This is a genomic window from Actinomyces sp. ICM47, assembly GCF_905369875.1.
Lineage (GTDB): Bacteria > Actinomycetota > Actinomycetes > Actinomycetales > Actinomycetaceae > Pauljensenia.
The window spans coordinates 1-16,230 of the sequence record NZ_CAJPJE010000050.1 but is presented as its reverse complement, the minus strand read 5'-3'; the positions used below and the strand labels follow the sequence as shown (position 1 = coordinate 16,230).

The window sequence follows — 16,230 nt, the reverse complement described above, 5'->3', positions numbered from 1 at the left end:
GTTACTGGTTGGTTGCGGATTGGTGATTCGTGGTATTTCTTGAAGGAGTCGGGTGTGATGGTGACCGGTTGGGTGTGGATTGGGGGGACGTGGTACTTCTTCTCTGATTCGGGCCAGTGGAGCTGAGTGCCTGATCCCATGTCGCTAGGTGCTTCCGGCACCTGGGTTCGCGCCCCGGACTTCGTGTCCGGGGCGCGAACCCATAAAGTCCCAGGGTTTTCTCAGGTCGCCTCGGGGCTCCCACAAGGTTGGCCTCCTACAGTAGGTGCCATCACAAGGGAATACGGCACGGGTCTCGGGTCCGAGACATGCCGACGAGCTATGTTTGAGGAGTCATCTGGCAGAACTCGCACTGTGTTGATGGGATACGCCGGGGGGCCGACCGCCAGGTCGGCCCCCCGGCGTATGCGTCGTGCCATGCGGTGAGGCACTCCGTCAGGCGCGGACGGTCAGATGCTGGTGATGCCGGTCAGAGTCCGTGTGCCTGCGTGTGTACAGGGGGAACTGGTGTGGGGTGACAAGCGCGGGACAGGCGGCTTGTCGATGACGGCGCATGGTACTCCGGGTGGCGCGTGTGATTGAGGGTTTGACGTATCGTGAGAATGGTTGTTGCAAAAACTGGGTGACATCCCTGGGGGGAGTAGTGTGTGACAAGCGTTCGTGTCGCGTGGACCGAACCCTCGTTTTACCGAATTGTCAACACAGGGAGGCACATACATGTCTCATCGAAAAGTATCAGTGCTCACGTTAGCGCTGGCTGGGGCGGTTTCTTTTACGACGGTCGGCGTTCCTGCGACCTTCGCTGTCGACGCCGGGACAACAACGAGTGTCAGCGTTGTGTCACCGGCCGGGCAGCCCAATCCATCCGGGGACTTCGAGATCGATAAGAACGGTGTTCTCACCGCCTACACGGGAAGCTCCGCGGAGGTCACGATCCCCGATGGGGTCACCGAGATCAGCACTGAGGCGTTCGAGAACGCGCAGTTGACGAAGCTGTGGATCCCGGCGAGCGTGCGCGTCATCGGCGATGATGCGTTCGTGAGTCAGGACTTGAAGGAGATCACCTTCCAGGATGACGAGGCGCATCCCTCCCAGCTCGTCACGATTGGGGATCGCGCGTTCCAGTCAACGAGCCTCGCGACCATGGCACTGCCCGTTTCCGTCGTGACGATTGGTGACAATGCCTTCGCAGGGATGAGTAGGCTCACCTCGGTCCGTCTCGGAGCCAAGGTCGCTGCAGGTCAGCTGGTGGCCGCCTTCCCGGGCGCAAACGCGCTTACCTCCATTGAGGTCGACGCCAACAACGGCAACTATGCGAGCGTCGACGGCGTCTTGTATACGAAGGATCATTCGCACCTGATCGCCTATCCGCAGGCGAAGAACAAGGGTGGCTCCTACGCGGTCCTTGATGGAACCACCGACATCGATGAGTACGCGTTCGCGGATGCCTCGGTCACTTCCGTGACGCTGCCTTCCTCACTGCGCAGAATCGGCGATTACGCCTTTGAAAGCTCTCGGCTCACCTCGCTGACCCTGCCGGATTTGTTCGAGACAATCGGTTCCTGGGCCTTCTCGTACGCGTCGAATCTTGCCCGAGTGGACCTGGGCGGTACGACCAACGTCTCGGACGACGCGTTCCTGAACGACCTCGCGTTGACCGAGGTGAATCTGCGCCCCGACCTGGGACGGCTCGAGGAAATCGGCGAGGACGCATTCGGCGGCTGCACGAATCTGACCAGCTTGGTTGTTCCTGCGTCTGCCACCTCGGTCGAGGGCGTGTCGAATACCGGCGTGGATACGCTTGAGTTGGGGGATCGGGTCAGCAAGCTGAGCATCGTCACGCGCGGCATCCGGAACGTCCGTCACATCGTCGTGCGCGGCGGTGTGAACGGTGAGTTTTACTCCGAGGGCCAGGCCTCGAACGGTCGCCCGGAGAGCGCGTTCTTCGGTGAGGGCATGACGACGTTCTCCTTCTGGGGTGAGACGCCGCGCGTCGTTGTCCTGCCCGCGAGCCTCACGTCGCTGGAACTTGACGAAGACGCCGCCTCCGACGTGAAGGCGAACACAACGATTTACGTTGCCGGGGAGGAAGGATCGCAGGCCTGGAAGACGGTGAAGGCTGCGATGGAGAAGGCCGGATACGCGACGGCGAACCTGAAGGCATACTCCGCGCCCACGCTCGCTCTGTCGGGCACTGGCATCGCCGAGGCAGGGGCTGGGTATGCGCTGACCGCGAGCCTTGGTACGTCGACGACGGTGACCGCCACCGCTACCGGCGGTACCCAGAATGTGCGCGAGGCGCGCTTCGTTCAGGTTGGACCGGGGAGCGCCGAAACCGTCCTGCAGGACTGGAATGCAGTCACGTCCGGTGTGGCCTCGTACGCGTGGACGCCGACCAGCGGGGATGTGAGCCTGCGCGTCGACGTGCGCGATGCCTCGTACGCGCTCCACTCGACGACGCTGAGTGTCGTATCCTCCCCGGCTCCCCAGCCCCAGCCACAGGCCGGTGAGTGGAAGCAGGATTCTCGCGGCTGGTGGTACGCCAACGCGGACGGCTCTTACCCGAAGGACCAGGCGGTGACGATTGGTGGCACGGTCTACCGATTCGATGTGTCCGGATACATGCGCACGGGCTGGGTGAAGGACGACGGCTCGTGGTACTACCACACTGGATCGGGTGCTCAGGCGAGCGGCTGGACCCTCGTCGGCGGATCCTGGTACTACCTGGATCCCTCCAGCGGCGCGATGGCGACCGGCTGGCTCCAGATCTCGGGCACGTGGTACCACTTCTCGAATGGCGGCCAGTGGATCGGCTGATTGACGAGTCGACGAACTGCCCCGGGTCCGCTCCCCGGAAGATTCCGGGGAGCGGACCCGGGGCTTTCATCAGCCCGTGATGCTCAGCATGAGTGTCAACGTCGATGTCAAACGACGGTCGATGTACGCATACAAGTTATTTCATGGTCAGAGTCCTTCCCGCGTGTGACAGCGAAATGATGGTCATGAGCGTGCTCCGTCACCAGAACATGCGAATATGACTTTGACAGATCATGGAAAAAATTCGCAATAAGCATGTCGCAGTAAGCACCTGTATCGTCTACCCTTGACGGTAGGGACTGCTGCACGTTGCATCCCCTGTCCATTTGTTAACGAAGTGAGCCACAGATGATTCACCGTCGATTGTCGGCACTGGCGCTCGTCGCCGCCGGTGCCCTCGTTGTCACTACAACGACGATGCTGCCCTCGTTCGCGGCCGACGCGGACCGCGCCGAGGCCTCGTCACCGAACCTGGCCGATGCCACCTCACCGTTCACGATCATCGTCCACCTTGAGGAGGGGAGCGGCGACCCTGCTGCCAGGCTCGCCGATGCCAAGAAACGTATTGGTGACGCCGTCGCCCAGGCCTCGCCGGGCGCGACCATGGAGGTCGTGCGGGACTACACGCACGCTTTCGAGGGCGTCGCGATCAAGGCGCCGGCTTCCGCGCTCTCGGCCATCAAGGCAACGCAGGGCGTGGCGGGGGCCTTTGTTGAGGGGTACCACGATCCGGTCACTGACCCCGACTTTTGGAGCATCCAGGGCGGGTACGGAAAACCTGCTGATTCGTCAGATCTGGGCGCGGCCTCGCGTATGACCGGTGCTGCGGCAGCCTCCCAGAGGGGCCAGGGACAAGTCATCGAGGTCATCGACACGGGGGTTGACACCTCGCACGAAGCCTTCGCGGGCGTGATGGACGCCGCCTCGCTGCGCCTCACGCAGACGGACATGACGTCCCTGATGACAGACCTCGGTGCTGGCAAGAACGGCGCATGGATCAGCGACAAGATCCCCTTCGCCTACGACTATGGCGACGGTGACGCGAATGTGATACCGGGTAGCGAGGGCGGATGGGCATCCGAACAGGGCACGCACGTCGCGGCTCTCGCGACCGCCAACGACACTGCCTTGACGGGTGCGGCCCCCGGCGCACAGCTCATCGTCGAGAAGGCTACCAGGGGGAACACATACACCGCGAACGACAGCGCCTTGCTGGCCGCTCTCGACGACGCGGCAGTGCTGAAGCCTGACGCGATTACCGTCTCCTTCGCGACGCTCGAGGGGATGAGCACTGACTCGGTCGCGCTCTACTCGCAGGTGTACCAGACCCTCAACGATCAGGGCATCGTCGTGAACGCGCCGGCTGGAAATAACGAGAACAACAGCTACGCCAGTGACCCGGATGCGGGGCTGCTCGGCTTCCCCGCGTTCTACCCCTCGACCCTGGCGGTGGCCTCGGTCGATGAACAGACCATGGCGGAGCAGGGGTCGCAGCCGATCAGCGTCTCCGACTTCTCCGGTACGGGCGCGACCTACGACCTGCGCCTCAAACCCGAGATCGCTGCCCCCGGCGGGGCCGTCATGTCGGCCAGCCCCGGGAACTACTACGGCCGCATGTCCGGCACGGCCGAGGCCTCGGCTCAGGTTGCGGGTATCGCCACCCTCGTGCGTCAGCGTGTGGCGACCGACCCGGCCTTCGCGGGGATGAGTGCGGCGGAGAAAAACGCTGTGGTCACCAACTTCCTGATGGGCACTGCGCGCCCGATGCCGGACGCGACGCAGACCGACGGGACCTTCTATTCGCCGCGCCGCGTTGGCGCGGGCCTCGTGGACGCGGTGGGGGCCACGACCTCGCCGGTCTACCCGAGCATGGTCGGAGTTGTGGACTCCTCGCGCCCCAAGGCTGACCTGGGCGATGGTACGAACGGGTGGAGCTTCCAGGTGCAGCTGACCAACGTGTCCGACGCCGCCCACACCTACACGCTCGGCGGCCAGGCCCTGTCCGAAGACGTCCAGAGCATGCTCTTCACCGGCCACTCCACCAACTGGGCGGGTAAGGGGATCAACCTGACCTTCTCCTCCGACTCCGTGACCGTTCCCGCGAAGTCGAGCGTGACCGTGACCGTCACGGTGACCCCGAAGGACGAGTTTGCCTCGTACGCGACGAGCAACACGCCCAACGGAACCTTCATCGACGGTGCCGTGACCTTCACGAGCACAGACGGGCAGCCCGACCTGACGGTTCCCTACCTGGGCTTCTACGGCTCGTGGGGAGCGGCGAGCGTCTTCGATCAGCAGCGCCCGAACAACCACAAGGTCGGCTTCGGTACGACGCTCATGAGTGGCAACCTGCCGTTCGGGCAGTTCAACCCCTTCGAGATCGAAGACGAGAGGGCGCTGCACGATTTCAACCCCGAGGGCTTCGTCATCACGCGTTCCACGAAGGCTGGCGCGCGTACCGAGGCTGCTACGGGGACCATCCTCCTGCGCGCCGTCCCGTCCCTGACCTACACGGTCACGAACGAGGCCGGGGCGACCGTGAGCACCTACACGTGTGATCGCGCGGACAAGGCGTTCTACGACGACCACTGGCGCGGCATGCACAATGTTGAGTTCATGTCGCCCGGATGTGCTCCGGGCTTTGACGGCTACGACGCGGACGGTAATGAGATGCCCGACGGCCGCTACACGGTGACGATTGAGGCCGTCACCTACGGGCCGTCGTCAACGACTCAGCAGACCAGCTACAGTTTCGCGGTGGACACGGCCTCGCCCGTCATCTCGAACGTTGCAATCACGGGCGAGGGGGACGCTGCCAGACTGTCCTTCGACGTGACCGACGCCTCGCCGATTGCCGGCTTCGGCTTCAAGGCCACCCCGGACGGCGCGCTCACCCTGTGGAAGGAAGAAGAGTATCCGGGTCACCGCGCAGACGACGGCCTCTTCCACGAGCACTATCACGTGAAGATTGTCGATGTCCGGAATCGGCTCGGCGTCGATCCTTCGACCATCTACCTCTACGCGTGGGACTGGGTCGACAACGAGGGGACGACGACCGCGACCATCAAGCCGGTCGCGATGACCTCCTTGTCGGTGTCGCCTGAGTTGGCGTCGCTGGTGGTGGGGGAGAGTGTGACGCTGTCTGCCTCGCATGAGCCTGTGGATGCGACGGTGATGTCTGTGGTGTGGTCGTCGTCGGACGAGGCTGTGGCGACGGTGAGTGCGGATGGTGTGGTTACGGCGGTGGGTGTGGGGGATGCGACCGTTACGGTTGTTGACCCGACCCAGTCTTCTGTGATGGCCAGTGCGACCATTCATGTCAGTGCGCCTGTTCCTGCGCCGAAGGCTGGCGTGTGGAAGCGTGGGGTGCTCGTGGGTGGTGGTATCGCTACGAGGATGGTTCTTACCCGGTTGATGCGGCTGTGGTGATTGATGGTTCCACGTATCGTTTTGATGCGGCTGGGTATATGCGTACTGGGTGGGTGAAGGATCAGGGTGCTTGGTATTACCACTCGTTGTCGGGGGCTCAGGCCAGCGGCTGGGTGTCCAGTGGCGGTCGCTGGTATTACCTGAGTCCTGACAGCGGTGCGATGGCGACAGGCTGGGTGCAGGTGGTGTCCACCTGGTACTACCTGAATCCCTCTGATGGTGCGATGGCCACCGGGTGGCTGAAGGAGGGTGGTTACTGGTACTACCTGCAGCCCGCTAGTGGCGCGATGACGACGGGCTGGTTGAAGATTTGGGGTACCTGGTACCACTTCGCCGATAACGGTCAGTTGATCAGCTAGGTGCCTGAGCTGAATCGCTGAACCCTGCGCCCGCGCCTCCCGGTCAGATTATCGGGAGGCGCGGGCCCATTGTGTCGGCAGGAAACGGGGAGGTGTGACAGTCAACAGTTCCGCGTTTTTCATTGTTATTGCAGGTAATGGTCGATTATAAAGGTGGCGTTGAGCAACGTGATGGCAGTGCGGAGATATCTTCCAGTAGGTACATGCTCAGACTTCCTGGGATTATGTATGACAGACTGCGGTGTCATCATTTGACACGGTAGCCTCACACACGCTTGTCAATACAGGGAGAAATAGTGTCCCATCGAACTCACGTAGCGCTGTCGTTTGCGCTGGTCGGTGCTCTTGCCGTCGGCGCGCTGAGCGCCCCCACCGCGCTCGCGGCGGACACGGCCATGGCCGCCCAGCAGGGCAACGTGCAGGCCTTAGCAGTTGCTGGCCCGATCCGGGATGTCCCGACGCAACATATGCGATTGTGGCCGGGAAGTACCGCGCTCGTTCCCGGACAAGCCGTCATGTTTGAGGCGCTGTCTGACGCGTCACCGGTTGATCACTCCGAACTCACATGGACGTCGTCGGATACCTCGATCCTCGCCGTTAGCGACAAAGGCCTCGTGACGGCCATCGGTGAGGGTGAGGCCACGATTAGCGTGAAGCGTCGCGCCGAGCCAACTGACGTCGCGGCCGTTCCCGTTCGGGTCCACGCTGTCTCCGAGGAGGCCGGAATTGAGCTGTCTGCCTCGTCGATGGTGTCCACCGTCGGCAAACCCCTGTTCCTCAACGCGCTCCTGGCTCCTTCCCTGCGGGGCAGCCGCGTCGAGTGGGCGCTTAGCTCCGCATCGCTGGGTTCCATTGCTCCCGACGAGGGGGAGCCCACGGCCATCTTCACTCCTTCCATGCAGGCGGGCGTCGGCACACTGACCGTGACCGTGACGACCCCCGCGGGCGTTGTCAAGACCGTCACCGTGACAGTTGATGTCCTAGCAGACGATACGGGCGACTTCGTCATGGACGACAGTGGCGTCCTCATTGCGTACCGGGGAGCTGACGCCGAAGTAGACATCCCTGCGGGCGTGAGCGCAATCGATTCGCACGCTTTCTCCGACGCGACCCTGCGTACGGTCCGTATCCCCGCGAGCGTCCGCCGCATCGACAACGAAGCCTTCTACGGAACCGGCCTGGAGGAGATTATCTTCCAGGATGATGAGGCCGCTCCCTCCGAACTCGCAGAGCTGGGCAGCCGCGTCTTCTCCAACACCAACGTCCAGACGCTCACTCTGCCGCGCTCCCTCGTCACCATCAACGGCGATGCCTTCGCCGACATGAGCAAGCTGGCCTCTGTCCACCTGGGGCCGGAGGTCGCTGCGGACCAGCTCGTCGGCTCCTTCGCGAACACCCCCGAACTCGCGCGCATCCAAGTCGACGCTGGCAACCCCAACTACGAGAGCCTCGACGGTGTGCTGTATACACGCGATCACACGCACCTGATCGCCTACCCGGCGGCCAAGAACGCGGGAGGGGCCTACACGGTCGCGAGTGGGACGACGGACATTGACGACCTCGCCTTCCTGGGAGCGCAGAATGAGTCTGTGACGTTCCCCGACACCCTGCGTCGCGTCGGTGATCAGTCTTTCGAGGGAACAGCTCTCACAACCCTCACGCTTCCCGATGGCTTCGAGACCATGGGGGCCTCGGCGTTCTGGCAGATGCCCGCGCTCGTCTCCGTCGACCTGGGTGGGGCCACGGGGGTGTCCACCAGTGCTTTCCGCTACGATGCCGCGCTCAGCGAGGTCACCTTCCGACCCGACCTGGGTCGTCTGACCTCCATCGGTGAGGGTGCATTCGTCGGTATTTCAGCGACGACAGTCACTATACCGGACACAGTGTCAACCATCGCCGAGGAGGCCTTCTCGAAGAACCCAGCCCTGACCTCGTTCCATGTCGGCGCATCCCTGAACTCCCTCGGCGACTACGCCCTGGGAGAGAACGACAACCTCGCCACCCTCAGCGTCAGCCCCGACAACGCCTCGTTCGTTGTCGACAGCGGAGCGCTCTACCACAACGACTTGTCCGCGCGTACCCTGGTCCGCTATGCGCCCGCGAGTTCAGCCAGCGAGGCGACCGTGGCCGCGGGGACGACGGCGGTCGGGGCCGGAGCCTTCGAGAATGCCACGTCGCTGCGGCGCGTCATCCTGCCCGAGGGACTGACCGCTATCGGCGACGAGGCCTTCGACGGCTGCGCGAACCTCGTCGACATGGCGATCCCAGATTCCGTCGAGGTCGCCCGAGGATTGACGGGCACCGGCCTGGACACCATTGAACTGGGGGCACAGGTGCGCGACCTGTCGCTTACCCCGCGAGGCGCCCGCAGCGTCCGTCACCTCATCGTGCGCGGAGGCATCGACGGCACCTTCTACAGTGAAGGAACATCGGAGGGCGGACGTCCCGAGAGCGCCTTCTTCGGAGAAGGGATGACCAGCTTCACCTTCTGGGGCGAGATGCCGCGCGTCCTGGTGCTTCCCGCCACCGCCACGCAGGTCACCCTCGCCGAGGGAATGGCCCCTGAACTCAAAGCGGACACGAGCATCTACGTGGCCTCCGCCGAGGGTACCTCCGCGTGGACTATCGCGACGGCTGCGATGGAGAGCGCGGGCTACGATGCCTCGCGCTTGTCGGTGTACGAGGCCCCGACGCTGGGCGTGTCTGGCACCGGCATCGCCGAGGCCGGGGTTGGGTACACGCTCGTGGTGTCCCCGGGGGCACCTGCGACCGTGGAGATCACAACAGGCGGCGGCGTGGCGACGGGGCGCGAAGCCCGCGTCGTGCGGGTCGGAGCGAACACAACCGAGACGCTCCTGCAGGACTGGACTGCCATGACGGACGCGGCGGAAGAGAAGGCCTCGACGCTCATCTACACGTTTACACCGTCTCTGACTGACAGTGAGCTGCGCGTCGACGTCCGCGACGCATCAGGTATTCAACAGTCGGCCACGGTGAGTGTGACCGTGAACCGTGTCCTGCCCCCGCTGCCCCTGCCCGATCCGAACGACGATCCTACTCCTGCGCCGGTGGAGGACCCAGATCCCACCGGAGCCAAGCCCTCGCCGGTCATCGACGATGATCCTCAGCCTGTTCCTGCGCCGAGCCAAACGCCTGTTCCCGCGCCGAGCCAGACGCCCGCTCCCGCGCCGAGCCAGACGCCGGGTCCCGCACCGAGTCAGCCGCCTGCTCCCGCACCGAGTCAGCCGCCTGCTCCCGCACCGAGTCAGCCGCCTGCTCCCGCACCGAGTCAGCCGCCTGCTCCCGCACCGAGCCAGACGTCGATCCCTCAACGGCAGACGGGGGAGTGGGTCTGGGGTGCTCGTGGCTGGTGGTATCGCTACGCCGACGGCTCCTATCCGGTCGGTACAGCTGTGACTATTGGTGGTCGGGTTTACCGCTTCGATGCGGCCGGCTATATGCGCGTCGGCTGGGTTCGTGACAATGGTGTCTGATACTACCACCTGCGTTCGGGCGTGCAGGCCACCGGCTGGATTCGCAGTGGCGGCTCGTGGTACTACTTGACGCCCGGCAGCGGAGCGATGTCCACCGGCTGGGTGAGCGACGGATGGGCCTGGTATCGGTTTGCTGACTCAGGTCAGTGGGTCGAGTAGTCGAGTGACCTAGCGCGAGGGCGTGGTCGACCGAGTGGTTGGCTGCGCCCTCGCGTTACTTTCATCCGATGTTCCACAGTGTTTCACGTGTATCGAGTGGTGTTTTCTCGTGAGTTCAGTCGTGCGTATGTGCATTCTGAACAGTTGGGCAAAATAACCTATAACCTAACATGTCACATGTTTGACATATGCTGAGAAAATATGGTAAAAAGAGCATCTGTCAAGGGGTCAACATACTAGGCTTGAACACGGATTACGCCACATAGCAGTGGGCGTTCCCCTCCACTAGTTCTCAACCAAGCGAGGTGTACATGTCCCATCGAACATTTTCAGCGGTCGCGCTGGCAACGACCGGCGTCCTGGCCCTGACCGCGCTGAGCGTGCCTGCGGCCACCGCCGCGGGCATCGGTGTGACCGGAACTCTCCAGCCCGCAACAGCTGAAGCACCCAGCATCGGTGTGCCGACGACGAGGCTGGACGTGTGGCCGACTGCTACCGCCCTGGCACTGGGCCAGAACGTCATCTTCGACGCCTCCTACGATTCGGGAAACTTCGACCCCGGCATCATCGTCTGGACGTCGTCGGATGAGTCGGTTCTCACCGTTGACCAGGAAGGAAACGTCAGCGCGGTCGGTGTCGGTGAGGCGACGATCACCGTGATCGACAAAGATAATTCGAGCCTGACCTCCACGTCCACGGTTCAGGTCCGTGAGGTCCCCGAGGACGTGGGCATGGAGCTGTCCGTTCCCGAGGTGTCAGCCATCTTCAACCATCAGGTCTACCTGCACGCGCTCCTCGCCCCCTCCCTCCAGGGAAGCGCAGTCACCTGGAGCATGGACCCCTCCACTCTTGGGCAGTTCTATAGCCGCGACGATGCATCGTCGATCGACTTTCAGGGTGCTGAGCAGGCGGGAACCGGCACACTGAGCGCGACCGTCACGAGCGAGGCAGGGGTGACTAAGACTGTGACTGTGCCCGTGACGGTCCAGCCCGATCCTCGCGGCGACTTCATCACGGACGATGACGGTGTCCTCGTCCAGTACCAGGGAAAGAGTCAGGACGTTGAAATCCCCGAGGGAGTCACGGGCATCTCTTCCGGTGCTTTCCCGTCCCAGCTGACCAAGGTGTGGGTGCCCGCCAGTGTGCGCACCATCGACTACGAAGCCTTCAAAGGCACCAACCTGCAGGAAATTACCTTCCAGGATGACTCGGCCCACCCCTCCCAGCTCACAGCAATCTACGACGAAGCGTTCTCCAACACCCCTATCGAGACGCTGACGCTGCCTCGCTCTGTGCAGACGGTCGTCGGTGCCTTCGATGGCATGGCGGGCCTGAAGACGCTCCACCTGGGACCCAATATCGGCCCGGGTCTCCTGGTCGGGGACTTCCAGTACACGCCGAGTCTGACGACCATCGACGTGGATCCGGACAACGCGAACTACACCAGTGACGAGGGCGTTTTGTACACGAAGGACCACTCGAGTCTCATCGCATACCCGACGGCCAAGAACCCTGGAGGGAGCTACGCCGTCCTTGAGGGGACGACTACCATCGAACAATCCGCTTTCGAGAACGCACAGGTTGCTACCGTGACGATGCCTTCTACGTTGCGGACGATCGGCTCGCAGGCATTCACACATTCACACCTGACCTCGCTGACACTGCCCGACGGCTTCGAGAGCGCGGGGTATTGGGCATTCGCGTACGCGGAGAAACTGACGAGCGTCGATATTGGAGGTGCCACGTCCCTGCCCGACGGTGCCTTCATATACGCTCGCAGCCTGGCCAGTGTGAACCTGCGACCGGACCTCGGCAGGCTCACGATGCTCGACGGGAGTTCCCTGATGGGGACCGCCCTGACCTCTCTGACGCTGCCCGATAGCGTCACGTCCATTGGACAGTGGTCTCTTGCGAGCAACACCTCCCTCACACAGCTGCACCTGGGAGCGGGCCTGACATCCATTGGCTCCGGTGCTCTCAGCGGCGACACCGCCTTGGCAACTGTGACCGTGAACCCAGCCAATGCCTCGTTCTCTGAGGTAGATGGCGTCCTCTACACCAAGGACGGGGCCAGCCTGATCCTGTACCCGGCGTCCCGAGCTGGCAACGAGTACGAGGTGCCCGCCGGGACCACTGAGATCGGTATCCAAGCATTCGACAGGGCCAGCTCGCTTACCCGGGTCATCCTGCCCGAGGGGCTGACGACCATCGGCTACTCGGCCTTCAACGGGTGCACCAACCTGGTAGACATGACCTTCCCCGAGTCGCTTGAAGTCGTTCGCGGCATCCAGAACACCGGCCTAGATACCGTCATCCTGGGATCGAAGGTGCGCGAACTCTTCATGCCCACGCGCGAGAACCTGGCACCCCGCCACCTCATCGTGCGTGGCGGCGTGAATGGCAAATACTACACCGACGGAGAACCCTCCAACGGCCGCATCGAGAGCGCTTTCTTCGGCGAAGGTATGACGAAGGTGGACGTGCGCAGCAAGGGTCCCAAGGTCATCGTCCTGCCCTCGACCATTACCTCCTTCCAACTCGACCCCTTCTCCTCGCCTGGCTACAAGACCGACGCGCAGGTCTACGTGGCAGCAGCCGAAGGATCTCCCGCATGGGAGGTCGCCAAGGCCGAACTCGTCAAGGAAGGCATCGACCTGTCCCACCTGCACGTCTACACCCCCGCCCAGCTCACGCTGAAAGGCATCGACGCTACCAATGACGAGGCCGGGGGCGCGCTCGCGTGGAAGGACGCGTCGGTGAGTGTCACCGCCACCGTGAACGGTGGCGTGCCCGAGGGCCGCGAGCTGCGCGTCACCCAGGTCGGCGCGGACGGGACTGAGACCCTCGTCCAGGACTGGACGGCGATGAACGCGGGCGACGGGAACGCCTCAACCCTGGCATTCTCGTGGACGCCCACCGAAAGCGCGCCGTCCTTGCGCGTTCAGACGCGCGACGTCACGCATGTGAGCGCCGAGCAGACGACGGAAGCTCAACTCTCGCCCGCGCGCGTGACGGGAGAATGGAGCCGCACGCTCTTCGGCTGGCGCTACGTCTATCCGAACGGTACGTATGTCAAGAGCCAAACCATCATGATCGACGGCAAGATCTACCGATTCGGCTCGGATGGCTTCATGCGCACGGGGTGGATCTACGACGAGGGTGCATGGCGCTACCACGACTCTTCCGGTGCCATGCAGACCGGCTGGGTGAATGTCGAGGGAGGCTGGTACTACCTGACGCCGGGAAGCGGCGCGATGGCCAAGGGCTGGCTCAAGGACGGTGGAACCTGGTACCACCTGAGCGTCAACACCGGACGCATGACCACAGGCTGGCTGCGCGGTGACGACGGGTGGTACTACCTGCGCCCCAGCGGTGCGATGGCCACCGGCTGGATCCAGATCGGGTGGACCTGGTACCAGTTCTCCGACAGTGGCAAGTGGATTCATTAGGATCCGACGCATAATCCCAGCGTTTTCACAGGAAGCTCCGGTTGTCTCCACAGACTCGACGCTTACAGTTGGTGCCACCACAAGGCAATGTTGTGCGGGCCACACGGGTCCGAGTAACGCCGACGAGCTACGTTTGAGGAGTTATCTGAGAGAACTCGCACTGTGTTGATGGGATATGCCGAGGGGCCGACCACCAGGTCGGCCCCTCGGCATATCTGCACGCGCTCGTGGGTCGGCGCTTGGCACGGAAGGACGACAGGAATGCGACAAACCGTGTCGCGGTTACCGACAACGCATACTGCGCAGGTGGGGAAAGCTCCCCATAATTGTGGAGGCGCTCTTAGTGCCAAGCTTGTCAAACACAGACGCTAACGAAGTGAGACTCAGATGACCCACCGCAGAACGTCGGCACTCGCGCTGGTGGTTGCCGGCACCCTTGGCGTGACAACACTCGCTGTCCCGGCTGCGCGTGCAGCTGACGGGGGAGTACGTCCCCACTCCGGCCCCACCCCTCCCAGCGTGGAGCAGCCCGCGAACCCCGCCCCGGCCTCGTCGAGTGACGAGCCAACCACGATCATCGTCCAACTCGAGGCCGGGGCTGAACGCGCGCAGACACGGGAGCGGATCACCGCCTCCGTTGCCGAGGCCCTACCCTCCGCGAGCGTCACGACGCTGCGTGAGTACACCCACGCACTCCAGGGCTTCGCGATCGAGGCACCCGCGTCCGCGCTCGCTGCTATCCAACGCACGGAGGGTGTCAAGACCGCCGCCGTTGCGCGCAGCGTCACGCCCATGGCCGAGAACGATGCCGCCCCCGCTGGTGCGCCTGTCCTGAAGAACGCGTCCGCGCTCGAAACGACCCGCGCCAACCAGGCCGCCCAAAAAGGCGACCACCAGGTCATCGAAGTCATCGACTCTGGCCTCGACACGAGCCACCCCGCCTTCTCCGGTGCGCTCGATGCCGCCTCCCTGCGCATGACGCAGGCGGACGTCACCGCACTCGCGCCGAGCCTGCCCCACGCCACAGGGGGCACGTGGGTCAGCGAAAAAATCCCCTTCGCCTACGACTACGCCGACAACGATGCCGACGTCGTACCCGCTTCCGAAAAAGACCTGAACCACGGCACGCACGTCACCGCCATCGCAGCCGCTAACGGCGGCGAGGTACGCGGCAGCGCCCCGAACGCGCAGATCATCGTCGCCAAGGTCATCCAGGATGCCGACGGCGTCATGTCCGACGCCGCCATGCTCGCTGCCCTCGACGACGCCCTGGTCATCAAGCCCGACGTCATCAACATCTCGCTGGGCGACGACTCCGGCATGAGCAGCGAGGCCGGGACCATCTTCGCCGACGTCTATAAGGCGCTCGTGGACGCGGGCATCACCGTCAACGCCGCATCCGGCAATGCCTTCTCCACCGCGTACGGTAACAACTCTGGGCAGAACAAGCCCTTTGCCTCCGACCCCGACACGGGCACTCTTGGCGAGCCTGCCTCCTATCGATCCACTCTGGCGGTCGCCTCGGTCGACGCGCAGGACACCTCGCCCTACGTCCTGCTCGGCGACCGTAAAATCCCCTACGGGATCGCCATCGACGGCAAGGGCGACCCGGTGCCCAGCCTGCGCGACATCCCCGAAAAGACCTACCGGATCGTGTATGAGCACTCCGGAGGCAGTGATGAGGTGCAACGCTACTGGAGCACGAACCGCTACGACCTGTCGGACGCCATCGTCCTCGAGGACAAGGGCGGCATGGACACCCGTCTCGACATCCCGATGACCGACGACCTCAAGGCCAGCTACCTGACGCAGGCCACTCCGCCGCCCGCCGCCCTCATCATCGCCGACACCGATGAGGCGGATGCGCCGTACCAGGCCATTCTGGAGTCCACCCGCGAGATGCCGACGGTGACCATCACGAAGAAGGACAGCGACGCGATCCATGACGCGATACGCGACGCCGAGGGAGAAGACGTCTACCTGACCGTTACCCACTCTGGCATCGTCCTGTCCTCGAGCAACCCGACCGCCTCCGAATTCTCCGCGTGGGGCGTCACCCCCGACCTGCGCCTCAAGCCCGAGGTCGCGGCCCCCGGCGGCAACATCACCTCGGCGATCCTGAACGGCGAGTACGCGAGCTCGTCGGGCACCTCCATGGCCTCCCCGCACGTCGCGGGCATCAGCGCCCTCGTGCGCGAGCGCATCGCCTCCGACCCGCTCTTTGGCGGCATGGACGCTGCGCACAAGAATGCGGTCGTCACGAACTTCCTCATGGGAACCGCCCACCCGCTCATCGACGTTGAGCTGGGTGATGGCACCTTCTACTCCCCGCGCAAGGTCGGCGCAGGACAGGTTGACGCGGTCGCGGCCACGACCTCGTCAGTGTACCCGACCGTGATCGGGGCCTCCGACCCCTCGCGACCTAAAGCCGACCTGGGCGACGGCACGAAGGGCTGGACCTTCCAGGTGCAGCTGACGAACCTTGCGCCCGAGGCACGCACATACACACTCGGTGGGCAGGCC

Annotated in this window: 5 protein-coding genes and 2 pseudogenes; all 7 read left to right on the top strand. The window is 63.8% G+C overall.

Annotated elements, in window-relative coordinates; translation table 11 throughout:
• Positions 1-126: pseudogene (locus QZ149_RS08800) on the top strand (N-acetylmuramoyl-L-alanine amidase family protein); the annotation flags it as partial.
• Between the two features lie 591 nt (positions 127-717).
• Positions 718-2,817, top strand: a complete 2,100-nt coding sequence (locus QZ149_RS08795; RefSeq protein WP_291451033.1) for a leucine-rich repeat protein — start codon at positions 718-720, stop codon at positions 2,815-2,817.
• Positions 2,818-3,165: 348 nt separating this feature from the next.
• Positions 3,166-6,605 (top strand): annotated as a pseudogene (locus tag QZ149_RS08790) (S8 family serine peptidase).
• A 296-nt stretch (positions 6,606-6,901) separates the two neighbouring features.
• Positions 6,902-10,099 (top strand): leucine-rich repeat protein, encoded by a 3,198-nt coding sequence (locus QZ149_RS10020; RefSeq protein ID WP_366488436.1) that lies wholly within the window; start codon positions 6,902-6,904, stop codon positions 10,097-10,099.
• Between the two features lie 9 nt (positions 10,100-10,108).
• Entirely contained in the window at positions 10,109-10,258 is a 150-nt protein-coding gene (locus QZ149_RS10015; protein ID WP_314966813.1) for a hypothetical protein, read from the top strand.
• A 311-nt stretch (positions 10,259-10,569) separates the two neighbouring features.
• The gene (locus QZ149_RS08775; protein ID WP_291451031.1) at positions 10,570-13,707 is read left to right on the top strand and encodes a leucine-rich repeat protein; all 3,138 of its coding nucleotides are present in this window, start codon (positions 10,570-10,572) and stop codon (positions 13,705-13,707) included.
• 387 nt (positions 13,708-14,094) lie between these two features.
• Positions 14,095-16,230: S8 family serine peptidase (locus QZ149_RS08770; RefSeq protein WP_291451029.1), on the top strand; the 2,136-nt coding region annotated here is incomplete at its 3' end.